This is a genomic window from Microbispora oryzae, from assembly GCF_017896165.1.
GTDB lineage: Bacteria > Actinomycetota > Actinomycetes > Streptosporangiales > Streptosporangiaceae > Microbispora > Microbispora oryzae.
The window spans coordinates 36501-60984 of record NZ_JAFCNB010000019.1 but is presented as its reverse complement, the minus strand read 5'-3'; the positions used below and the strand labels follow the sequence as shown (position 1 = coordinate 60984).

Here is a 24484-nt window from a genome sequence, read left to right as displayed (position 1 = left end):
AATCAGACTGTGCGGAGAGCCCAACTCCCGGATCACAGCTCACGTATTTGGGGCCGTCTGCACTTCAGAAGCCAGTTCGGTGACGATGCCGCTTACCTGGGCAAGGAGTCGCTCGGCGGGCAGCATGAGGTCGAGCGCGTGACAGACGATCTCTGTCCCCGCATGCCGCACTACGTGCGAGGCTGCGGGGGCGTTCCCCTTAGCGTAGATCAGATGGCCGCGCGGCAGCCGCAGCGCGGTGCAGTAGGCCAGCATCTGATAGAGGTCCGCGTCCGGGTAGCCGGCTGGTTTTTCTCGCTTGTACTTGGCGTCAACCACTGCCGCCGGGCGGCCGCTCAGCTCCCACACCAGGTCGGGCCGCATCCGTACGGCCAGGGCCTCGTCCAGGTGGCAGTTGTACTGGGGGTACGCGGCTCCGCCGTACCTGGCGTGAAGTTCCTCCGAGACGGCCACGGTCACGAAGTCCTCGAAGATCTTCGGGAGGTCGAAGAGGAAGCCGTTGGCGGCCAGGGAGCCGGGGGAGTGCTCCGGGGAGGTCGCTCTCCAGACGATCTCAGCCAGCCGCAGCGCAGTGTGATAGCGCGTGTTCAGTCGTGAGGCGTGCCAGTCCGGTAGCGAAGTCCCCCGGACCAGGGTGGTGACGTTCGCCAGTCTGGCCCGCAGAGCGGCCAGCCGCCGCCGGGACTCTCCATCCACTCGATGTACGGTCAGTAGTCGCGTGATGGCGGCCAGAAGGATCTGGTTCTCGGGGGTGTCCACGGTGAAGTCGTCGTGGCGAATCTCCATGGGGATAACGCCCCCATGGTGCCGCCGGAGCTGATCGGCTTCCCGGAGGCGCCCGCGGAGCACGTACGAGGTCTCCTCGACGGTGCGGTATCCCTGGAGCAGACCCTGCCGCAGGGCACGCTCGCTCTGTCGCCACAGGGCCTGTGCCACGGCCGGGATCAGCCCGTCCCTGACGTCCAGGTGGACGGTCTCGTCCCGCCACCCTTTGGGATCGACCGCGTAGCCGACCAGGAAGAGCAGCCGGTCGATCGGCAGTTTCGGCGTCACCCACACCTCGACGTCGCCAATCAGCGCAACGCCGACCTTGCCGCGCGGAGTGATCTCCCACAGGTCCGGCTCGTACGGCGACGGCCGCGCGTCCACGACTCCGGAGCTTGCCAGCCGGCGTCCCTGCGAGGGCGTGAGCTGTTCCAGAGTGTGGCCGGTTTCGGCGACCTCGATCCTCATTCGGGCGCGGCCGGCCCTCGGCGGAGGGAGGCGAGGCGGTAGCGGTCGAGAACGCTAGGTGGGCTGCCGTAGTGATGCTCGGCGAGTAACGGCAAGATCGCGGTCTCCCAGACGTCGGCCAATCCGTCCTCGCGTCGGTAGACCCCGGGCTTCATCAGATACGACGGGCCGATCGCCAGGTCGTGATCCTCAATCCGGGCGTTGAGCGTGTCCAGCACCTCGGGGGCGTCCAGGTTGTGTACGGCAGCCTCGTCATCCTTGCGGAGACGCTCCAGCCAGCGGCCGAGCAGGCCTTTGACGGGATCGAGGTTTGGGTGCAGCTCGACGAAGCGGAACCGGCGGCGCATCGCCGCGTCCACCAGTGCGATTGATCGGTCGGTGGTGTTCATGGTGCCGATCACGAACACGTTCGGAGGCAACGTGAAGTCGGTCTCGCCCGAGTAGAGCAGCCCGATGGCGTCGTCACGGTATTCGAGCAAGAAGTACAGCTCGCCGAAGACCTTGGCCAGGTTCGCCCGGTTGATCTCGTCGATGATCAAAATGTACGGATCAGATGGGTGCTGCCTGGCAGCCTCGACGAGCTGCCGGAACGGCCCTGGGCGTAGCTCGAAGGCGAGTTGCCCGTCCGCGCGCTGCACCGGGCGGAAACCCTCGAAGAAGTCCTCGTAGGTGTAGGACGGGTGAAACTGCACCAGCTTGATTGCGCTCGGTTCGGCGAGGTTCCCGGCCAGTTTCCGAGCGATGAAGGTCTTTCCGGTGCCGGGCGGGCCGTACAGGATGAGCTGCTTGTTCTCCCAGAGGAGGTCGGCGAGCCGCTGGAGTTGCGTGAGGTCGACAAGAATCTCGTCGGCCAGATCCTGGCTGATCGTGGGGAAGGCCAGTTCCTTGGTCGGGTCGGGCGCGGCGTCGCCGAGGTCGATGTCGAGGGCGGCCAGCAGTTCCTCGATCGCGCCGATGTTCTCGGTCAGCTCGACCACGTCCGACTGGCTGTGCAGCTTGGCCGGGAGCGGCTGGGGCAGGTTCGCGAACGGCACCGGAGCCGTGGGGTTGAGCCACTCAACGGACCGACGGAGGTTGGAGCGCTTGTCGGAGGAGGCGACGTACGCGGCGTCCCCGGTGATCCGGCCGACGTATGTTTTGCCCTGAGTGGTGGTGAGAACATAGTCGCCGGGCCGCATCCGGTTGCAGAACGCGTCGAACTCGGCGAGCTTCGTCTCACGCACCGCGTAGGACTTGTGCTGGTAGTTGTCTTCGACGATCGCCTTCAACTCGTCGCGGGGAACGGGGATGGGGATCTCCTGCAGGCTGGACGCTGCCAGAGAGGCGGACTCCTTGTGCAACCAGATAGGTACCAGGTCCCGCCCGTCCACCGATGACCCGCGCACCAGCCAGGCCCGCTGGACTTGCGACTCCGGATCAGCAGGTGGGAGCTGGGCCAGGCGTTCCCGGATTTCCCCGCCGGTCACATGGTCCTCGGCGGCCAGGCGACCCTGGTCGTCGAACGTCGCACCTTCGGCTTTGAGCCGTCGTGCGATGTCGCCGCCCCGGTAGCGGAAGTGACGCATACCGTCGCTGGGCAGCGTGCCGTCCTCATAAGCGACCCGGTACGCACCGGGGATGTCGACATGCGCGAGAAAATGGGAAAGCTGCTCCTCCGGCAGGCCGGTCGCCTCGGCGAGGTCGCGGTACGAGGTCCAGCTCCCTCCGGGAACCGCACCAAGGGCATTCGCGAGCAACTGCTCGCTGCCCGACAGCGCCTTGTGTGCCTGGATACGGTGCTTCCTGATCTCCTGGTAGCGACGCAGGAGTTCCGCGAAAAGTTCGGCTTCGGAGTATGTTTCCAGGGCGTCGATGCCGGGCTCGGTGAGCGCCCACTGGCCATCGCGCTTGGTGATCCAACCGACGGTGCCGGCGTCGCCGGTCCGCCAGCCGAGCATCACCTCCCAGCGAGGGCGGCCGTGGTCGTCGCGCTGGTCCTCATACGGAGTGAACTTGAACCGGCTCGCGATCGCCTCCGTGACCTGTCGCTTGGTCAGGGGTTCCGGGCTGTCCCGGAGCACTTCCATGGCGGTACGGAACATCGCCTCGATGCGAACACTGTCAGCCACGATCGGACTCCGAAGGGTCGGGCCTCCGCTCAGGGTGGCGGGGGCCTTGGCCGGGCGGGGGAGTGAGGACGGATCGGTATGGTGTGCGATCCGCGATGGCCTTGGCCATGGCCTCGTAGATCTCCAAGATTGCGTTCTTGGTGCGGGCGAACAGATCCGGGCCGACGTTCCGGAACGCGCGGAAGCTGTCCATGATGTACTCCACGTCGTCACGAGTGACGCCATAGAGGTGGAAGTAGGCCGCGTCAAGCTCAGCCCGCAGCTTGAATCTCCGCTCCTCGTCCCACCGGTACGGCGGGCCGTCATCACCGTGGTCCCGGGCGAACGGCTTCATCGCGTAGGAGGTGTAGGTGAGTTCAAGCACCCGTGCCCGCACCCACTCGTCCAGCCGCTCCCCTCCATCCCAGGGGCACCTCTCTTCGTAAACCGAAGGCGGCAGCACGGGAAGTTGGCGCATCGTGAAGTACTTAAGGTGCGTTCCACTACTTTTCTGACGCACCACGTAGTCCAAGGCAAACGCTGACAGGTTGGCAAGAAGGCACGCCGCTGGACCGCGTTCAGGAAGCATTAGCAGGGTGGTGTCTGGCGTCGCAGTCCGGGGCAATGCGGAAATGATCAGCGTCCGCACGTCGGAACTACGGCAGATGTCGCGCCAGCCGAGCAGCCAGCCACGGGTCCACTTAACGACTCTGCGGGCTCGAAGAACCTCCTCCGGGCACAGCCGCTCCTCGACGTCCTTCTCCGGCACCCAGTACCGAGGAATCGTGGCGTAGGTGGGATCGTCCTTCTGATCCGGGGTTGGACGAGGGACTGTGCCGACATTGGCCTGGGCCTCGGTCTGGCCTTCGTAGGTGCCGAACCGATCGTCGAAATGGTGGAGCATTTTCGCCTCGTACAGCGGCAGCAGCCGCTCACCGTCGCAGACGAGCACGTTGCCGTCGAACGTCCATCCGTCGTCGAGCATGTCCTGCAGGCTCTCATCCCGAGCGGCACTGGGCCGGAAGAGATCGGAATCGTTGGCCATGTCCAGCATGCGGAGGAACGACAGGCCCCACGGGTTTAGTTCAGGGGATTCCTGCCAGAGCACTGGGACACGGCGATAGATGCCGATCGTGATGTCGGCGTTGCGCTTGTAGTCGAATACCGGGACAGTGCCGGTGTTCGGGTTGAGGCGGGTGATGTCCTCCGGGGTGAGGACGAACCGTCGTTCGGCGATGTGCGACACCTGCCGAAGCCGGAACGCCAAGCTGATCCGTCGCTGTGGAGCACGACGTCCGGACCCGCTCCAGAGGCAGAACCGGAAGGAGTGGTGGACGTTGAGAAAGAGCTTCTCTTCGTTCTCGAAGTCGTACAGCGAGGCGAGGGTCTTGGTCTCCACCATGTCCTTGAAGAAGAACTGCGTGGTCGCGTCGGTGGCGATGCCGGTGGGTAGGACCATGCCGACCCGGCCGTACGGCGAGATGACCATGCGGCCGGTCTCGGCGAACGCGGCGTAGGTGTTGATGTCCCCCCGGCCGGTAAGCGGGTAGCGGCCCGAGTCACGCAGAAGCAGCGTGGTGCCGTCTGCCTGCCGCAGCTCCTTCATGAACGCCGCGTAGAGGTCGCGCTCGAACTCTTCGTCACTGTCCTTGAGCGCGGCGATGGCCTTCTTACGGGCGGCCGCGTTCTTGGCGTTCGCGATGTCCTCGTTGCGGGAGGCGAAGAACTCCTTCTCCTGGATCTTCACCCGCTCCCAGGGTGGGTTGCCGATGACGCAGCTGAAACCGCCGTTCCAGCCGGTACGCGGGTCTTCCCGGCCGTCCTGCGACACCCGGAACACGTGCGGGAACTCCACGTGCCAGTGGAAGAACTGGTATTGCTTGGTGAGCTCGTCGACCCGATTGGCGATCAGCGCCTGGTGCTCGTCGAGCTCTTCGCCGCCAATCCAGCCCAGGGCCGATTGGGTAATAGCCGTTGTCCGGGCCCTGGGAGTGAGCTCCTGCACGAACGCGGCGCACCAGGCGTCGGCGACGCGCTTGGCCCCGCGGCGTTCCTCGTCAACCAGACGCAGCCTGCGCCGCTGTACCGCCGCCTTGGTGAGGTCCTCGGGTAAGAACGTGACGATGTCACGGGTGCCCTCGGCGATCGCCGCGTTGGTCCGATCGAGCTGAGCCTCGTCGAACAGGCTGACCTGCGTCAGACCGTGCGACCGATGATCCCGTTCGGTCGCGTTCTCCTTGGCCACCGCCGACGCCACCGCGCGGTCGTCGCCCTCGATCGGCTTGAACGCCTCCTTGGGGATACTCGCGTCGATCAGGGCGGGCGTGGCGCCGAGCAGGGCGTTGCCGACGCGGATGTTAGTGTCGAGGAACGCCAGAGGCCGGCCTGGCTCGACCGACTCGATCCACAGCGACACCTTGGCCAGCTCCGCCGCCATATCGTTGATGTCCACGCCGTAGATGCAGCGTGACACCACCTCGCGCATGGCGTGCCGTACGAGATCGGGGGAGGGCTCGTCCTCCCCGGAGCGGATCTGCGCGAGGCGGCGGGCGATCCGGCGGGCGGCGGCGACCAGGAAATGACCGGAGCCACAGGCCGGGTCGCAGACGGTCACGTTCAGCAGGGCCTCGATCTTGGCGTCGACCGTGTCTGCGCTGCCGGCGGCCTCATCCAGAACGGGGTCAAGCGTGGTGTCGAGCAGCGCCTCGGTCAGTGAGGAGGGCGTGTAGTAGGAACCCGACCTCTTGCGATCGTTCCCGTCTGCCTTCTTCAACGTGAAGGTGCGCTCGGCGGTGTCCAGCTCGACGTGGAACTCCAGCAGCCACTCGTAGACGCTGCCTAGCTCCTCCGAGTCGAGCTCCCGGAAGTTGACCGGCCGGCGTTGGAACTCCGAGTTGACGACGGCGAGATGGCGGATGGCCTTGAGGAGGTGTCCGTTCTCGATCCGCATGCCTTCCAGCGGGGCGTCCAGTGCGTCCGGCTGGCTGTGCTCCAATGGAGTGCCGTCGTCGTCCTCTGTGACGCGTTCGAACAACCCGCCGAGACCGGGGATGGCCAGCTCGGAACGTCCGTTCTCCTCGCCGAGGCCCTGGAGCACGAGCTGGACAGCCTCCCAGAGGTCGTCGTGGTGATCCGTGCCCCCGCGAATGGCCCTTTCCCGCAGGCGCTGCGCCGAGAAGTACCTTGTGTAGCGTTCTCGCGCGGCCAGGACAAGCTTGCGCTCGTGGGCCCGTTCCGGGCCGTCAGGGAGCGGGATCAGCAGGACGTCGCGGTCCTCGGCCACGAACCAGAACAGCAGCCGGTAGACCAGGCGCAGGATCGCCCGGTTGTAGTCCTCCTTGCTGAGCCGGTGGCCTTCTAGGGCGGCGCGGAGCGCGTCGTTCGCCGGGTGTCTGAGGAAACCGGTGCCGAGGGTGTTGATGGCCTGCGCGACGCCGGCGCGCAGCCGGGCCAGCGCTCGCTCGCCTACCTGGACGGCATCGGCGCGCCAGCGTTCCAGCCAGCAGTCGGCGGGCGTCTTCTCCAGCGGTACGGCGAAGCGCGACGCGTGGACCATGCGGAACAGCAGCACGAAGTCGGCGAAGAGCTGTTCGGAAAAGATCAGTTCGAGATCGAATTCGACGAACGCCGACCCGGCCAGCGCCCGTGAGTCCCGCAGCAGCCGGAGCTTGCTTCCGTTTGAGAGGATCGCCCACAGATGGTCGTCGCTACGGTTGAGCAGCTCCTGCACCATCGACTGCGGAGCCTGGGCGGTGATACGGGGAGTCCGGTGGTCGAGGTCGACGTTCCATCCGAGCAGGTGGATGGGCACGTGCTCCCAGCGGTGGCTCACCGGGAAGGAGACACCATCAACGGTGATGCCGCTCGCCGCGGTCAGGTGGCCGTAATCAAGCTGGCGTAGCAGCGGCACCAGCCATCGGTCGCGGGTACGCGGTGTGCGGCCCTCCTGGGCGGCCTTCTCTCGCTCTTTCGTGAATGCCTGCCAGGCGCCGTTGAGGTAGTCGAAGGCACGCGCGGCGGCTTCGCGGACGTTCTCGTGCGGGAGCAGGCCGTACGTCTCCGGTTCCCGGCCGGGGAGCGTGCTCTCCCCGGATTTGGCCTCCAGGATCCGATTGAACAGGTCGGCCGGAAGCAGTCCGCCGGCCGTACGAACCGAGGGGAAGGGGGACCGGCTCATGCGCTGCCCTCACGACTGGCCGGTGCCGCCACAACCTGGGCGCCGTGGTTGATGTCTCGCTCGCTCACTTGGTGACTCCGGAAGGGACCGGGACGTAGACGTAGACGCCGAGGAGGTCGGCGGGGGTGTTCGGGGTGACCGCGATCTTGCTGGCGCCGCTCTGCCGCGAGGCGGCCCGCGCTCGGGCGTGTGACTCGCGCAGTCGTTCCGCCATCGCGTGCGCCTCGTCGTCGAGGGCGCTTCCCAGCTCCCACATCAAACGAGGCCAGGTCTGCTCCTCGCCGTCCTGATTTACTCCTGTTTGAAGTGTGAGCAGCCGGTCGAGGTCGTCGCGGGCGATGTCGGAGGCCACGTTGCCGCTCGGCTTGGCCGTGAGCAGTGTCTCCACTTCCTCCTGCGGCAGCCACTCCGGTGCGGCCGGCTTGCCGCGGAAGGCGAGCACTCGCGCCTCCTCTGCGACGAGGAGTTTCTTGCCGCCCTTGGCCGGCAGTTCCAGGTGCAGGCGGAATCGGACGAGGAGGAGGGTCGTGCGGCGTTGCACGGCGGCGGTGCGCATGACACCGCACCGGCTCGGGCGGTTCGAGGTCGGCCAGGACGCCGAGCGGTCCAGCGCCGCGTCGAGCACGTAGCGGGCGATGGCGCCGACGGAGGGGTCCGTACGGTCGAGATGGGCATGCCGGCGAGGCACGGGAAGGACGCGATGGAACGGCAGCGGCTGAGCCTGCCCCGGTGGGAGCGTGTCCCGTAGGCCGCTCGGCAGAGTCGCGGTGACCGCCCTGAAACCATCCTCCTGGTCGGTCATCGACGCGCCGAGCGCGTCCAGAGCCTCGCGAGTGAATGCCTCGATCTCGCCGGAGGAGCCGAGGCTGGCGCGGACCTCCGCCAGTTCCCGGGCGACCTCGTCGGGCTTGATACCGACCTGGGCGAATTTGGTGCGTGACTGGCGTTCCTTGGCCGCGGAGCTCTCCCACTCGGCGTGCAGGTCGCCCGCACCGAAGCCGTCGAGCGGCAGCTGCTGCCAGCTCTCGCTGGGGCAGCTCATCAGCTCTTCCATGAGCGCTTCGACGACTTGGTTCGAGGAGTTCGGGACAGGGACGCTCACGCCGAGGCTCTTGCGGATCTCCTCGTGCTTGCGGATCAGGACCCGCATGACGACCTCGTCGATGAGGTTATCGGCGCCGATGATGGTGACGGCGCGGACGGTGTCGGCAGGCTGGCCGAACCGGTCGACACGTCCCTCGCGCTGTTCGTGCCGTGTCGGGTTCCACGCCAGGTCGTAGTGGACGACGGCCTGGAATGCCTCCTGCAGGTTGACGCCCTCGGAAAGGCAGTCGGTGGCGACGAGGACATGGCGGCCCTCGATCGCACTCAGCTCGGCGATACGGGCCTCGCGTTCGCTCGGCGGGAGAGTGCCGGTGACGCAGCCAACCTCCGCGGTCTTGCCGAGCGTCTTGCGCAGGCGGTCGGCCACGTATTCGGCCGTGTCGATGAATCGGCAGAACACGATGGGGTCGTAGCCGTCGGCGAGCAGCCCTTGCACGACATCGGTGAGTTTCGTGAGCTTCGCATCGCCCTTCCCGGTCAGCGCGCTCGCCTGCTTGGCGAACCGTAGAAGCCGCGCCCGCTCGCTCTGGTCGTCATCGTCGAGGTCGTCGGCGCCGGGGATGACATCGATCGACTCGGCGGCCTCGTCCTCGGCCATGTCCAGCACCGTGGCGCGGCCGATCCGATCGGCTTCCTCCGGCGTTTCGGAGTCCATGCTCTTGGCCCGCGTCTGCAGCGTGGCAGCCGCGGCCTTCGGGGAGGATGCCAGGGCACGCAGCAGCGCGAGGATCGACCAGTAGCGGACCCTTTGGCGGAGCTGTCCACCCGAGGCGTCACGTACCGTCTCCCGGGCGTACGCGAGGACCTGGCGGAACAGCTTCCGGTAGTCGTCGGTGAGGTAGTAGCGCTCCTCATGGGTCTCGCGATCCGAGGGGAACTTGGTCTCCTCATCCAGATACTTCCGGATGTCACCACGGCGACGCTGGACCATGTATCTGGCCAGCTCGTCGCGGCCCTTCGCATCATCGAGGTCGAGGCCCGGCAGGGCAGGGTCGAGCAGGCCGATCAGGTTGTGGAAACCCTCGTTCTTGCCGCTGTGCGGGGTCGCGGTGACCAGGAGCAGATGCCGGTCCTTGTTCGCGGCCAGCTCCCGGACGAGGTTGTAGCGCTGAGTGCGGCTGCCACTGGTCGAGCCGTCCGCGACACAAGTGTGGGCCTCGTCCACGATGACCAGGTCCGGGCATGACTGGATGAATTCCTTCATCCGGATGGGCGATTTGATGAAGTCCGTGGAGACGACTGTGTGCTTGCAGTAATGGAAGATCGACTCGTCGTCGGCCCGGACGGCGTTGCGGTGCAGTCGTTTGATGGTGCTCGGCAGGACCAATTCGGCGTCGATGTGGAACTTGCTGGCCAGTTCTTCTTGCCACTGCTCGGCGAGTGCGGGGCTGCAGAGTACGGTCAAGCCGGTAGCGCTGCCCTGGGCGAGCAGTTCGGCGGCGATCAGGGATGCCTCGATCGTCTTTCCAATGCCGACGTCGTCGGCGATCAGCAGCCGTACGGTCTCCTGTCGCAGCGCCATCAGCAGGGGCACGAGCTGGTACGGCCGCGGCTCCACCGCGAGCCCGGCTAAGGATCGGAACGGTCCTGCCGTCGCGCGGAACCCGACCCGCAACGCGGTGCGCAACAGCCCTGCGCTCACCGCATTGCCGGCCTCGGCCGTCTGCGGGGGCGGAAACGTGGCCGGGGCGATGGCTTCTACGCCGCGCAGAATGCCAGCGATTTCGTCATCGCCACCGCCCAGCGGCCGGGCGACCAGCAACGCGTCTGTGGTTTCTGGGAGCACGACCCAATCGCGGCCACGCGCGTGGACGAGTGATCCGGGGCTGTAGACGGAGGTCAATGCTGCTCCCTGCGGCTCGTTCCGAACACACTCGGGTACTTCTTCACGATCTGCGCGTAGTCCCCACCGTAGGGGACACGCACGACACTCCACCCAAGATCGCGAAGCTCGTCTTCGGCGTCCTCGTCACGGCCGGGATCGTCAGCGTTGTCCGGGCCATCGACAAACACCGCCGCCTGCCCGTGCGGAGTGTCGTAGACCATTTCAACCCGTATGCCGTTCAGGTGCGCCTTGAGCGCGTCCGGCGCACGGTACTCCCACTCCTCCAACCAGCACACGAACGCGTGCAGCGGATCGTTCGACTCGGCGTCGGAGCGAACCGGTTCCCAGGTGTCCTGAGGCTTCGTCGCCGGGGGCAGGGGTACGCGGGCCTGGGAGAGGGCCAGCAGCAGATCACGCGCCAGGTGGCGGTCGATCTGCTCGTGCTTGCCTTGGTTGCTGAACGAGAGCAGGCAGTCGTAGCAAGCCTTGGCACAGCGCTCGCCGTTGATCGCACCACCGGTGTCCTCCCCGGTGTTGGGGTCGAAGTGGGCGATCTCCAAGGCCCGTCGGGCGGCGTTGGCGAGGGCGTCGTCCTCCATGACCAGGCGGCGCAACACCCCCGCGCCGCCCTCGGAGCTCTCGATGAACAGCGCCCGGCCGCGGTGGGCCTCGTCGGGCAGGGGTTCGCTGGTCAGTTCGCTGTCTTCGAGCTGGAACTCGGCCTCGATACCGCGCTCCAGCGCGTACATGAAACTGATCGCCGTCTCCTCGCTCACCGCTGCGGCCATGCGGGTGACGAGGATGTTGCGGCGGTCCTCGACGTACGGGATGACCTGCTGTTTGGCCTGGACCCGGCCAGCGTCGTCGATGCGCTCGAGTTCCGGGGTAAGAGCATCTGTCTCCGACAACCACCTGCCGGTGTGGACGTTGATCCAGAACCCGGTGCTGGTGTGCTGTCGCCGTCCCATATTGGTCACCCGCACCGTCGCGGTGTCACCGTACTGCAGCTGCAGCACGGCGCCCTTGTTCACGGCCGCGGTGTCAAGACGACCGGGACGGACGCCGTGGTCATTGAAGCGGTAGGAGGTGACCAGGTCGTATCCGGCACGGCGCCGCTCCTCCTCATCGGAGGAGATCCGATCGCGGCGGACCGTCTTGACGGTTTGCAACCGAAGCAGCCGGTGCATGGTCTTGCCGAGTCGCCCGCCGCAGGACTCGCACATGTCGATGCCGACGACGGAGTCATGCAGGTAACCGCAGAACTCGCAGCGTCGCGCCGACTTGGTGTCGAGCCCGCTGCCTCCTTGCTCGTTGGGCGCGAGCTGGACCTCCTTGACCTGGTAGCGCGAGCCCTCGTGATAGATGAGGGCGTCCGGGCCGAACTCGCGGATGGCGATGAAGCGCGGCCGGTGGATGAACTCGACCTCGGTGGTCTTGCCCTTGCGGGCCGCAATGTAGGCACGCAGCGGCAGCCGGGGGAACGAATAACCTGGCAGGAACCCCTCAGAGGCGAGGTACCTGTAGGAGTAGAAGTCCGTCTGGAAGTCCTCGGAATCCTCGTTGCGGAGCAGCTTGAGCTGGCTTTCCGCCTCGCGCCGGCGGGCGGTCGCGAGGTCGCGAGCCTTCTTACCCGTGGAGTGGTCGCCGATGATGCGGTGCTGTTCCTCCCGCTCGGCCTGTGCCGTACGGTAAAGCTCTCGCCAGCGGTCGAATGCGGCGTCGAACTCCTTCGGCGCGTCCTGAACGGTCCGATCGATCCAGTCGTCGTGCCACCACGAGGTCAGGTTCAGCTCGCTGACGCGTTCCGCCAGGACCACGCGGGCCCTCTCGCCTGCCCGCATCTGCGCCTGCGCGTTGGCGACCGCCGTACGCACCTTCGGCAGCAGGGGGAACCCAGGGGCGTCGACATCGAGGATCTTGCTGATCGAGCTGTCGAGGGGCAGCCCGGTCTCGGCCAGCCAGATCGCATGCACATGGGAACGGATTAAGTCCTCGTTGGTGAGATCGAGCCGAGGCGCGGCCACCGACCCCGCCACCATCTGGTCACGATGCCGGAAGTAGTACTGATCGTGGGCATTGCCGGTAGCGCAGTAGGTCACCACCAGGGCCGGTTGCCCGGACCTGCCCGCCCGGCCCGCCCGCTGGGCGTAGTTCGCCGGTGTGGGCGGGACGTTGCGCATCGCGACCGCGTTCAGGCTGGCGATGTCGATGCCCAACTCCATCGTGGGTGAGCAGTAGAGGACCTGAAGATCACCCGCGCGGAACAGCTCCTCACGGATGCTGCGCAGCTCGTTCATGACCTGGGCGGTGTGCTCCCGGGCCTGCAGGCCGGCGAGGTTGGCCGCCTTCTCCGTGTAGAGGCGTTGGAAGAACGGGTTGATCCGAGGGCCGGTATCGGCCGCGACATGCTTGCGGATCCTGTCCTCCGCTCCCGCCTTGCCGTCCCCGAGCCGCCAGATGATCGACGAAGCCTTGAGCTGGTAACCATCCCGCTCCCGGACGAGGATGCCGCAGCGTTCCAGGACCGACAGCATGTCCCGGATCATCGCGTGCGCGTCGTCCCGGGAAAGACCCGTGTGCTCGCGCAGCAGGTACTTCCCGTACGCGCCGAACCCCGTCAGATGCAGGTCCTTGCTGGATCGCAGCCCACCATGCCGACCAGCGCGTGGATAAGCGACGGCAGCGTAGACCACGTTCTCCGTCGGCTCCATGGCCCACGGATCTTTGAGGTAGTGGCGGCTCTCCTCCTTGATCTGCTCGAACCCGGGCTCGGTCAGGCAGTCGGCATCGATCGCCAGGACCCGGCGCAATTCGTCCAGCAGAGTCCGCAACAGCTCGTCACGTAACTCCGGCCGGTCGTCCCGCAGCGCGTAGTGCGCGCCGTCCCAGAGATCCTGCGCCGCGGCGATGTCTGGAAGGTCCAAGTAATCAACCTTCAGCAGGCCCGTCTGCTCCAGGTTCGGCATCGTGATCCGCCAGCCGCGTTCCAGGTCCAGATAGAGCCGGTAGTTGATGAGCTGGCGTAGTGCCTTCCACGTGTTGCGCTCCGCAGTGAACCTGGCCTCGGGTTTCTGTGCGAAGTCGGCGAAGGCGAGGTTCAGTGCTTCGGTGACTCGCTGCGCGATCACTTCGTGGGTGAGGCCGTCGGGGGCCGCCTGAAGGGCCCTGTAGAGAGCGCCGCGGAGCTGGACGACCTGCACGAAGTCGTTGAAGTGGCCGGCCTGCAGGCTGGCGTCCTGCCGGTTGTCCGTGAACGCCAGCAGCTTACGCTGAGGCTTCTCAGTCTCCGGGGTCTCGCGCAGGGTCCGCACCACAGTGGAGCTGATCACGCTCGTGGCCGAACTGCGGCCCTCCACCGCGAGCGACCCCAGCTTGGCGAAGTCACTGCCGCGCACCTGCTCGTACGACGTCCGGCAGGCAAGACAGAAGGTGAAAGGGGCAGCGATATACGCGGCGCGGGTGCCGTCTTCGTCCACATAGCCATTCGGGGCGACATGGACGATCTCGGGGAGGTACTTCCGTTTGGCCGCAATCACGTTGGGGGATCCGTCGCTCGACGTCTCCAGCCACGACTCCGGCACCCGCTGATCGTCGACCGCGATCTGTGTAGTGTCCGGCCACGGGAAATCGCTCGAGACATACAGGTAGCCGTCCAGCTCATCACCGGCCTGATCGACGTCACGGCGGGATTTGAACCGGATGGTCCCCTTGTCGTCCACCCGCCGCACGGTCAGGTACTCCTGACCACACTCCCGGCAGAACGACGCAGGAAGCAGGATGTGATCGTCCTTGCCGGGTTGGGGAACCACTTTCTGGTAGCGGCTGGTGATGTAACGGACGTCCTCCGGCTCGATGCTCAGGTAGACGTCGTCACCCTTGGAAAGGAACTGGTGCAGCCGGAAGGCGAACACGGGTCGCTGCGTCCGCGGATGGCTGATCGCCGCGCCTCGCTTGAGCGTTTCCTGGATCGCCGCCGCGCACTCCTCCGGGGTGTATCCGGTGCGAGCAGCAAGATCGCGAGCTGCTTCCGGGACCGTACGCGGACGGGGCGGACGGGTCAGCGCACCCGTGGCCGGATCGGCGACCACGCCGAACTGCGCCTCCACCCACGCCGCGAGCGGGTCGGCGATGAAACTGTCGTAGTCCTGTTCGGGGATCTTGAGGCCGGTCACGGCGTCCGGATCCGCTGTTGTGGCACGCTCCAACGTCTCGCCGATCACATGCGCCCGCGCCACCGGAACACCGAACAGACGGGTCGCGGTCTCCGCCACCTTCTCGCGGCGGTGCTGCTCGCTGCCCTCGGTTGTCATCGTGGCGGACGTGCCGACGCACTGGATCTCATCGGCCTCGCATGCATCCCGTACGCGGCGGACCAGCATCGCCACGTCGGCGCCCTGCCGGCCGCGATAGGTGTGCAACTCGTCGAGAACCAGCCAGCGCAGGCCCCGCGCCGCGGTGATGAGGCTGTCCCGCTCACCCGGCCGGGTCAGGACCAGGTCGAGCATGACGTAGTTGGTCAGCAGAATGTCCGGAGGGTCGGCCAGAATCTGCTGCCGCTCATGCCCCTTCTCCTGCCCCGTGTACCGGCGGAATGTCACCGGCTCACGGCCGGGTCCGTACCCCTCTCTGAGGAACTTGTCGAGCTCGTGCACCTGGCTGTTGGCAAGCGCGTTCATCGGATAGACGATGATCGCCTTCACGCCCGGCTGATAGGCGCCGCTCTCCTTCTGGCGGAGCACCCAGTCCACGATCGGCACGATGTAACTGAGGCTCTTACCCGATCCCGTCCCGGTGGTGAGCACATAGCTTGCGCCTGTCCGTGCAATCTCCACAGCCTCACGCTGGTGACGGTGCAGGTTGAGGACGTGGCCCTCGGAGGAGTCGTCCTTGCCGACGCGGAAGATGCGTTCGCACTCTTCGACCAGCAGGCCCTGACCGATGAGCTGGGTGATAGAACCGCCGGGCGCGAAGTTCGGATTCAGCGACAGGTAGGGATCAGGCCACTGCTCGCCCTCACCAAGCCGCTTCTGGACGTGTTCCTTGATCCGCTCGTCCTCGATCTCGGTGAAACCCGATGTGAACGCAGCGTAGTCGGCAATCAGCTGCTCGTGAACCTTGAAGACGTCCATCCCGCCCATATTCCGCGATCTTCAAACCTGTGGGCACGCTATCGCTCATCACCCTCAAGCGGTACATGCTCGTCGAAGGTCACCGCCTTCTGGGACATCCGTAATCCATGACGTGCCGTTACACGTGCAAGTAAAGCCCACGTCGAGTTCCTGGACGGCTGCCACGTCACCGCGGCCGACGCGTTGAGACTCGGTCGGCGCGGGCGGTTGCCCGGCCATGGTCTCCCACCAACCCTGCTCAGAGGGTGAGGGCGGCCACTGAGTACACCCCGCCACTCAGCAGGTTTCTGTGGTCCGCGTCCACGTCCGTTCTCCAGAGATCGGTCAGTGTGGTGTCATCGCCGCCTGGCCGTCGCTGGCCTTGCTCGGCAGCTACGAGCTCCTGATGTCTCAGATCCGTCACTATGCGGGAGGACGAGCAGAGCCTGAAGATTCCCAGACTATTCATCCTGCTCCTGCCGTCGACGCGAAAGCTGACCCTGTCGAGCTACAAGAGGATCAGGAGAAAGACACCGTCGCGGCTGAGCCCAAGGGGGACGGTCGGACGCTGCAGCGAGAGGCCTGGCGATGGACGCAGCAGAACCATGCGGCAGAGGGAGATCTGCCCACCGGCGTCGCCATCGCCCGAGCCTTCGATCGCAGCTCCCGGTGGGGCCGTCTGGTCCAGAAGGCCGGCCTCGCCGACGAACTGAACTGATGCGTCGTGAAATTTATCGGACTTGTCGTTTCTGGCGACTGATCTTGCGTGGTGCGCGAGACGCTCTGGTGTTCATGGCTCTCACTGCCCCTGTTTCGTCACTTTCGGTGAGCCAGGCACCGCACGCTCGTTATCGTTAGCAAAAGTCACTCAGGTCTCCTGCGCCCCCACCGCTTCCGCTTCCTTGGAAGGAACCGCATGCAGATTCTGCACGCCGCTGATCTTCACATCGACAGTCCGCTGCGGGGGCTGTCCCGTTACGAAGGCGCCCCAGTCGAAGACCTGCGGTTGGCGACGCGCGGAGCCCTGAAGAACCTCGTCTCCCTAGCGCTCGAACTGCCCGTGGATGCGGTGCTATTGGCGGGGGACGTGTATGACGGCGACTGGCGCGACTTTCAGACAGGGTTGTTCTTCGTGAGCCAGATGTCCGAACTGCTGCGAGCCGACATCCCCGTGTACATGGTCTCGGGCAACCATGACGCGCAGAACCGGACGATGCGCAGTCTTCAAATGCCTGACAACGTGCACGTCCTCGCCACCGACAAGCCGGAGACCGAACGGAACGAGGAGGTGGGCATCTCCGTTCACGGTCAGGGATTCAGCCGTTGGGACCTCACCGACAACCTCGCTGCCGCCTACCCGCAGAGGGACGAGGGACTCTTCAACATAGGACTGCTGCACACTGCCCTGGACGGCGGCAATCCCGAGCACAAGCGATATGCACCGTGTACGCTCGCGGACCTGGAATCCAAGGGCTATGACTATTGGGCGCTCGGGCACATCCACGCCCGCAAGGTGGTTCGGAACGATCCATGGATCGTTTATCCCGGCAACATCCAGGGACGTCACGCTCGTGAGACTGGCCGCAAGGGTTGCAGTGTCGTCACAGTCGGCGGAAACGACCTGCAGGTCCGTTCGGTTGAGCACCACGACTTGGACACGGCCCGCTGGGAGAACATCGTAGTGGACGTCTCCGGCGTCGAGGACACCGATCAGGTGCTTAGCCGGGCACAGGAACAGTTCCAGAACTTTCCGACCGACCGACTGCACGCGGTGCGAGTCACCTTGACCGGCCGCACCTCCATCAACTCGACGCTCTGGGGAAAGCGCGATCAATTACTCCATGAACTGCGGGCAGCCGCCGGACACTATACACACCTGTGGATGGAGAAGCTCAAGATCCGTACATCCACCGAGTACGTAGCCGAATCTGGCAGCGGCGGAGTCATTGCGGATCTACGCCGCACCATCACCGGTCTTGGCGCCGACCCTGATCGTCTGTCCGCGATGCTCAAAGAGAGCCCGCTGCTTGGGGTAATCCCGCCTGAGATCAAGGGCAGAGACGGCATCGACCTCGATGACCCCGCCTGGGCGAAACGGGTGTCTGAGGAAGCCTTCCAGCTTGTAGAATCCCTCCTGCAGGAAATCCGGTGATATAGGTGCGCATCGAACGGCTTGACCTCATAGCCTATGGCGCGTTCGCCGATTTCTCCCTGGACCTCGCCGCACCTGGGGTGCATCTGGTGTTCGGCTCGAACGAGGCGGGCAAGTCCACCACGCGCGGTGCGCTCGACCAGCTTCTCTACGGAATCGACGAACGTTCACGTTACGGATTCAAGCATGGCCTGCGGAATCTGCAGCTCGGCGCGCGCCTGTCGTCGGCCGACGGCACAGTGATCGACATCGCTCGCTATAAGAGGCGCAAGAATCCACTGCTCGACAGTTCGGGCAGGCCGATCAACCAGGAGGCGCTCGCCCCATTCCTCGGAGGTATCGACCGGCGGACATTCATCACCGAGTTCGCCCTCGACAGCGAGGAGTTGCGTAAGGGCGGTGAGCTGCTGGCCTCCGGCGATGGCGGCATGACCGAGCTGCTGGCCGCCGCCCGATCCGGTACCCAATTGAACGCCGCGCTGCAGGGAATCGAGCGGCGCCAGCGCGACCTCTACCTAAAAGGCGGGCAAAAGCCACTCATCAATGCAAACCTGACGCAGCTGAAGGGTGCCCGGCAGAGCCTTCATCTCGCTGTCCTGCGCCCCCAGGATTACCGCGAGGCGGACCGGGCGGTGGCCGAAGCTGAGAGGGAACTGGCCACCGTCGAGGCAGTCCTTCGAGAGAAGAAGCGCCGCCTGACCGAGCTGGAGCGGTTGAGCACCATGCTGCCGATGCTCGCGCAGCAGAGTGACCTGAGCCAACGGATCGCCGGGATAGAAGCGGAAGGCGTGATCGCGCCCAGCAACATCCGTGAGAAGCTGCCCGAGCTGCTCGGTGAGCAGAGAGAGTTCGCCGCAGAACTGCGAGCCCACCACGTGCGCCTTGAGAGCCTCGAAAGGCAGCTTTCGGAGATCGAGCTCGATGAGCGGGTGCTACGGCACGCCGACGCGATCGACCGCTTGGTCAAGGAATTGGCTGCTATTCAGGACGCAGTGGAGCGTCAGGTCCGTTCGTCCGGCGAGGCGGCTCGGATTCGCGAGCAGGCAGAGCGGCGGCTTCGCATGGTGCATCCGGAGGCTTCGCTCGCCGACGTTCGTCTGTTCCGCATTCCGCGGGCATTGGTAGAACAGGCGCGTGGTCTGCGAGATCGCGGTCGCACTGTGGCCGATGACTGTCGGCGGGCGGCCGAAACAGTGGACAGGTGGCGGCATAAGCGGGAGCAGGGTGACAAGGAGTTGAGTGAACTCCCGCTTCCGGAGGATGCGTCAGAGCTCCGCACAGCTCATAACGCCGTTCCCGACGATCTGTTGTCCACATTTGTCGAGACCGAGACGACGGCGGAGCAGACGGCTAAACGCTTCGGGCAGCTTCTGAAACTCCTCGGACTTCCCGATCTTGCACCCGCTGAGGCTCTGGTAATGCGCGTACCGACTTGGCAGCAGATCGAGGAGGCCACGGCCAAGACGCATGAGCTTGAGCAGGCCAGGCGCGACCTCCTCAAGGATCGCGACAAAGACCAGCAGAGCCTGGATTCTCGCCGACGAAAGCTGGCTCGGTTCATCGCCAACGACGCGCCCCCGACTCGCAGGGAGCTGGATGAGATTCGGGGCCGGCGCGATGAACTGATCACACGACTGTTGGAGGACCCGACTCAGAAGGCGTCGGCACTTTCAGCCATCGAGCAAGCGGACCGGACCGCCGACGCCATGATTCAACACGCCAAGAAGGTCGCAGACCGCATGGCTCTGGAGCGCGAGATCGCCGAACTCGAGGATACGATCCCCGGGTACCAGACCCGACTGGAGGTTCTGGACACCGCCGAAGCCGATGCTCAGCGGAGCTGGGAAGCGTTGTGGAACACCTACCCTGCCAAAACGCCGACGATGATCGAAGGATCTCATGTCCTGGACCAGATCGATCAACTTCGGGCCTTCGCTCAGGAACTACAAGACACGCATGTCTCCCTGACCCATCAGCAGCGGAGAATCGAAGAGCACTCGGCCAGATTGCGTAAGCTCCTTCGAATGCCCAGCTCCGATCCAGAGCTGTTGCCAGGCGAAACCACTGATCTGAGTAGGCTGCTAGAGCTCGTGGAGGTGGCGCAGGACCGTCTCGAGGAGCATCGCAGGATCGCTGACATACGTGCCGCATCAGAGGCTACGTTGAAAAATGCCGAGGCCAACCTCGCTGAGGCAGAGGTTTCACTGGCAGCGGCGAAGCAGACAGCGGCAGACCATGAGCGGGAGTGGGAGAAGTTCTTGCAGCGCGTCGGCCTACCAACCGACCGCGACGCTGACACCGCCCTAGCTGATTTGGAACGCCTTGGACAGGTAGCGCAGAACGTCGACGAAGCCGACGAGGCTGACCGCACGGCACGCCAAGATAACTTGCGAATCGCTGAGTTCAGGGATCTGCTGGACGCCACAGCACGCGCCTGTGGACATGACCTTCCCTCCAGCCCTGCTGTATGGCACCTGGTGGTTGAGCCGCTGGCTCAGGCATTGACGGAACAACGGCGAGCGGGCGAACTGCGGGAACAGCTCATTGATCAACAGCGCGAGCTTACGGCTCAGATCGCCGAGGCGAACGCCAGCGTTATTAAAATCCAAAGCTTCCTGGACGATTTCATTGTGAAGCTCGGCGTTTCTTCTGCCGCGGACCTGGAGCTGTCGGTGGAACGAGCGAGCAGAGTGAAGGAGGACTTGGCGAAGCTAGCTACTCTGAAGGAGGCCCTGCCTCAGGGGGAGGAATTGCGCGCCTTGAGCCAACAAGCCGCCGTCACATCCGACGCTGAAGTAGAAGCCGAGCTAGCTGAACTCCGTGATGAGATTGGCAAGCTGGAAGAACATAAATCGCAGTGGACCGAACGGGCCGCCGAGAAGCGCCAGGACCTGGGACGCTTGAACGGTTCGCCAGACGCGGCCAGAGTAGCAGCCGATATCGCGCAGATCTGCGCAGAACTAGCTGACGATGCAGAGGAATACCTCCGCCTCGAAGTCGCCCGCCGCGCCATCCTCACCTGCATGGAAGACTATCGGAACGCCGACCAGGCCCCAGTCCTGGCACGGGCGGCCGAAGTCTTCCGCGTACTGACCTGCGATCGGTACACGGGATTGGAGCTCTCGGATGAGGAGCGCCCAAGTATTCTCGCCAAAGCGCACGATGGAGCCCTCTTGGCAGGCGCTGAGCTCAGCGAGGGCACACGTGACCAGCTCTACCTCGCGCTTCGCCTGGCAACGCTGGAACGCCACGCGGACGCAGGAAACGCCCTGCCCTTCGCCGTGGACGATATCTTCATAACGTTCGATGAGGAGCGGACAGCCGCAGGGTTGCGCGTGCTGAACGACCTGGCCGGCCGATTCCAAGTCATCGTCTTCACCCACCACCAGCACGTCGTGGCCACCGCCGTGAAGGAGCTTCCGCCAGACCGCGTCCACGTCCATCTCCTGCCACGCTGACTTCGACAGGTGGGAACACGAGCCCGCCAGCGATGGCCAATTGGCGGCTCAATCTCATACGGGAGTTCGAGGTGACACCTTGACGGAGTGGCGCCCCCTGCCGCTCGGGTCATCGCTCAACGGCGCGCCGTCGGCTCCAGCCCCCGCTCCGGTGATCGGGAAGCTCGAGATTCTCCCGTTCACCGCACTGTCATGGGAGGACTTCGAGCGCCTCCAATGGCGTGTCATGCACGATGTCGAAGGGCTACGTCATGCTCAGATTTACGGCGATCGTGGCCAGGCTCAGTATGGGCTCGACATTGTTGCGCTAGCGCCGGATGGCATCGGGGTGGCACTTCAAAGCAAGAAGTACACAAAGTTTGGAGCGGTAGAAATCAGGGCCGCCGTCAAGAAGTTCCGCACAACAGAGCGTCCCTTTTTGGTCGACCGTCTCATCATCGGCGTGGCTAGTACAGTCCGGCGTACCGGAGCGATGGAAGAGCTCTGCGAGCAGAGCAAGACACTTCAACCGATCAGCCTGGAGCTGTGGGACGCGCAGCGATTGTCTTACCTCCTCAGGGGAAGACCCGAGATCGTCATCGAGTTCTTCGGAATGCCGACCGCCGAGGCATTCTGCCTCCCGTTCAAGCTCAACGTGCCCAGCGTGCCCGCCGCCGAGGTCGTTGCCATTCGAGAAGCAATCGCGCGTACTCCCGAAGTTGCCACCGGCGCGCAACAGTACTTCGATGACGCGGTGACGACGAGCGATCCGGGACAAGCACTCTTGCTCATCGAGGCAGGGCAAGCCAAACTGCGGGACGCCGGATTCGGACCACATGCAGCGCAGTACGACAAGGACCGAATTCGCTTGCTCGCGAGCGTCGGCCGGGCCGGGGAGGCGGCACGCTACGTACTCGACGACTTCTGGGCTGCGCTCGATCAAGGACTATCCGCGACCGCGCGGATTACCCAGTCTCGACTGGAGGAACTATCGAAACTCGCGGAACAGAACGAGCAGGTAGAGCTCTACCGGCGGGTCGGCAAGGTCGCGATCGGTCTTTACCTGAACCCCGTCGCTTACGTTCCCGACGTCGGTAGTCTGCGAATTGGGGATTCCGCCGACCAAGTCCGGCTCGCGTTGCTCGCCGGTGAGACAGCGCTGTCAAATGATGACCAATATTGGCTCTCTAGGGCCGTTCCGGTGTTCACGGAGCTTTCAGGAATCTCGTCAATCGACCGGGTCCTCCGTACTCGATCTAGGTTGATTCTTGCCGAAGCCACCGGCGACTGGTCCGAATTGCTCACCGATGCACGCAGGTTGCAACTCGGACACGATCTGCTCGGGCTGGTGACGGCGCGCTACGCACGCCACTGCGCCCTGCGTGAAAAGTTCCAGGAGGCCGATCTCGCATGGGAGGAAGCTTCGGGGTACGCAACGCTAGCCCGGCAATGGGGCGAGGCCTCAACATGGATTTTCAGTCGTCGAGGGTTCCGTACGCACTGGAACCCCTTCACCAGCGACGATCTCTTGCCCCTGCAAACAGCGATCCGCGGAATGGGGACCTCCTCCCCAATCGTGCCCGCTGCCGATGGCGCATACGAGGACGCATTGGCGGCCCTGAGCGATCAGAAGCTCCGGTCCGCGGCGATATCGGCTCAACGAGCACTGCGTGACGCTGTCACCGTCGGCGACTGGGTCGGCGAGGAGCGCGCCCGACGCGCGCTCGCCACGATTCTCATCGAATCAGACGAGCCGGCACTGGCTGCCCGCCATCTCGCCCGAGCGGGCGCGATCAAGGCTATCGAGGCCCTCGGCAAAGCTCTGCCTCGCGAGTTCATCGACGTCCTCGACGACCTGGCCGCACCAAATTACTGGACGGTCGGCACAGTCTATCGACTGCTCGCCACGCAAGCGGATCTCATACCCGACGACTTCGTCGACACGGTGTCCGACCATCTCCTCGGTGAGTTGGCGGCCGCCGAGACGGGGAGCAGACCAGACCTACGGGCATTCGCCACGTCCAGATACAACAATGCGGTCAAGGCCCTGGCTGGAATCGCTGACCGCCTCGATGCCGATCACGCGAACAAGGCACTGAGCCACTTCGAGAAGCAGCCGCCTGTGGAAGAGAACCACTACCGGTATCACGACGAGGACGAAGCCCTTGTTCTAGCCAAGATCGCAATCACCCACCCGTCACTCGCGGCGCGCGCCGTCCCGCACCTCGCAAGTTTGCTCGGCCGTTCTCAAGGAGCTCGCAACAGCACGACCCTCGACGCGATCGATAAGAATCGGCAACTCGCCCACGAAACTCTCACCGCCCTTGCTGGAGCAGGTAACCGCTGGGCAAGCGAAACGCTATCGTTCGAGGACCCCAAAGAGTTCAACGCCAGCGTCACCGCTGAAGCATTGGCAAGACTCACCACGCCGCTCATCCACACGGACGGCGTCTACTCCGTTGGAACGAACGCGATCAGCGACTCGCTGCTCGTTCGTCATCTCCCCTCCGATGCGGTCGAGGCGGTTGTGGCCGAACTCCTCGTACGAGCCGACGACCCCTATCTCAGTTCGAGCGATCGGGGCGAGTACCTCGTCGCTGCCGCAAACCTCAGTCGCCACATTGATCAGTCCGAGCGAGAGGAGTTCTTCGACACCGCGGTTCGGCTGGCAACTTCTCCCACACCCTCGGAGCACGACAAATTCAACGAGCAGTTCACCCACAAACTTGGCGGCTTCCGCATGAACGGGACACCGCGCGACAGCCGCGGTCAGGCCGTCCTGCTCGCGGCCGCATTTGCCGAAGACGATAATCAACGAGCGTGCGTGCGGCGCCTGGCATACTCGCTGCTTGGTGAAGAATCCGACTACTGGCCCACCCGAGCTCTGCAGTACCTCGGCGACACCATCAAGGACGATCTCGCCTTCCTCGCCAGCCAAGGATGGGCCATCCGGAGCCTTGCAGCAACCTTGTGGGTTAACTTCGCGGATCCAGCACATCTGGGCAACCGCCTGGCCGCCGATCACGACGTACGCGTTCGCCGCGCACTCGCCCACGCTTTGGCCCAACAGCCTGAAACAACACATCCTACAGTGCGTGGGCAATTGGCTACGGACCCAGCGTATAGCGTCAGAGTAGCTCTGAGAGGGCGTTTGATTTGAGCTTTTCGTCCTAGTACGTCCCTCTCCAGGTTGGTGTAGTTTCGCCGGTTACGCGCTTGCTGACGATGTCGATCATCGCTATGTGGATCACAGCTTCGGAGCTTGCGGGCAAAGTCTCGTAATCGCGGGCGAGCCTGCGGTGCAGCATCAGCCATCCAAGGGTGTGTTCGATGATCCAGCGGGTTTGCGCCCCCAGTTATG

Annotated in this window: 9 protein-coding genes and 1 pseudogene; 4 read left to right on the top strand and 6 right to left on the bottom strand. The window is 64.7% G+C overall.

Annotated elements, in window-relative coordinates; translation table 11 throughout:
* Positions 1 to 39: 39 nt before the first annotated feature.
* The 5 genes from JOL79_RS26785 to JOL79_RS26765 all read right to left on the bottom strand — a co-directional run bounded on the left by JOL79_RS26785 (position 40) and on the right by JOL79_RS26765 (position 15555).
* Positions 40 to 1233 carry an McrC family protein gene (locus tag JOL79_RS26785; protein ID WP_210158669.1) on the bottom strand — a complete coding sequence of 398 codons (1194 nt, stop codon included), beginning with the start codon at positions 1231 to 1233 and terminating at the stop codon, positions 40 to 42.
* Positions 1230 to 3170: an McrB family protein gene (locus JOL79_RS26780; protein ID WP_372446814.1), complete on the bottom strand. Its 1941-nt coding sequence runs from the start codon at positions 3168 to 3170 to the stop codon at positions 1230 to 1232. The genes JOL79_RS26785 and JOL79_RS26780 overlap by 4 nt, the downstream gene beginning before the upstream one ends.
* 163 nt (positions 3171 to 3333) lie before the next feature.
* Positions 3334 to 7497 carry an Eco57I restriction-modification methylase domain-containing protein gene (locus tag JOL79_RS26775; protein ID WP_210158667.1) on the bottom strand — a complete coding sequence of 1388 codons (4164 nt, stop codon included), beginning with the start codon at positions 7495 to 7497 and terminating at the stop codon, positions 3334 to 3336.
* Positions 7498 to 7561: 64 nt separating this feature from the next.
* Positions 7562 to 10444 carry a DUF8741 domain-containing protein gene (locus JOL79_RS26770; protein WP_210158666.1) on the bottom strand — a complete coding sequence of 961 codons (2883 nt, stop codon included), beginning with the start codon at positions 10442 to 10444 and terminating at the stop codon, positions 7562 to 7564.
* Entirely contained in the window at positions 10441 to 15555 is a 5115-nt protein-coding gene (locus tag JOL79_RS26765; protein WP_210158665.1) for a DEAD/DEAH box helicase family protein, read from the bottom strand. The genes JOL79_RS26770 and JOL79_RS26765 overlap by 4 nt, the downstream gene beginning before the upstream one ends.
* Positions 15556 to 15844: 289 nt before the next feature.
* On the opposite strand from JOL79_RS26765, the gene JOL79_RS26760 reads away from it, so the two are divergent.
* The 4 genes from JOL79_RS26760 to JOL79_RS26745 all read left to right on the top strand — a co-directional run bounded on the left by JOL79_RS26760 (position 15845) and on the right by JOL79_RS26745 (position 24283).
* Positions 15845 to 16252: a hypothetical protein gene (locus JOL79_RS26760; RefSeq protein WP_210158664.1), complete on the top strand. Its 408-nt coding sequence runs from the start codon at positions 15845 to 15847 to the stop codon at positions 16250 to 16252.
* Positions 16253 to 16450: 198 nt separating this feature from the next.
* Positions 16451 to 17686: a metallophosphoesterase family protein gene (locus JOL79_RS26755; protein WP_210158663.1), complete on the top strand. Its 1236-nt coding sequence runs from the start codon at positions 16451 to 16453 to the stop codon at positions 17684 to 17686.
* Between the two features lie 5 nt (positions 17687 to 17691).
* Positions 17692 to 21144, top strand: coding sequence for a YhaN family protein (locus tag JOL79_RS26750; RefSeq protein ID WP_210158662.1), 3453 nt, complete (start codon positions 17692 to 17694; stop codon positions 21142 to 21144).
* 79 nt (positions 21145 to 21223) lie between these two features.
* Complete coding sequence (locus JOL79_RS26745; protein ID WP_210158661.1) at positions 21224 to 24283, top strand: hypothetical protein; 3060 nt, start codon at positions 21224 to 21226, stop codon at positions 24281 to 24283.
* Between the two features lie 10 nt (positions 24284 to 24293).
* Here the strand turns inward: JOL79_RS26745 and JOL79_RS26740 are convergent.
* Positions 24294 to 24464 (bottom strand): annotated as a pseudogene (locus JOL79_RS26740) (transposase); the annotation flags it as partial.
* Positions 24465 to 24484 lie beyond the last annotated feature (20 nt).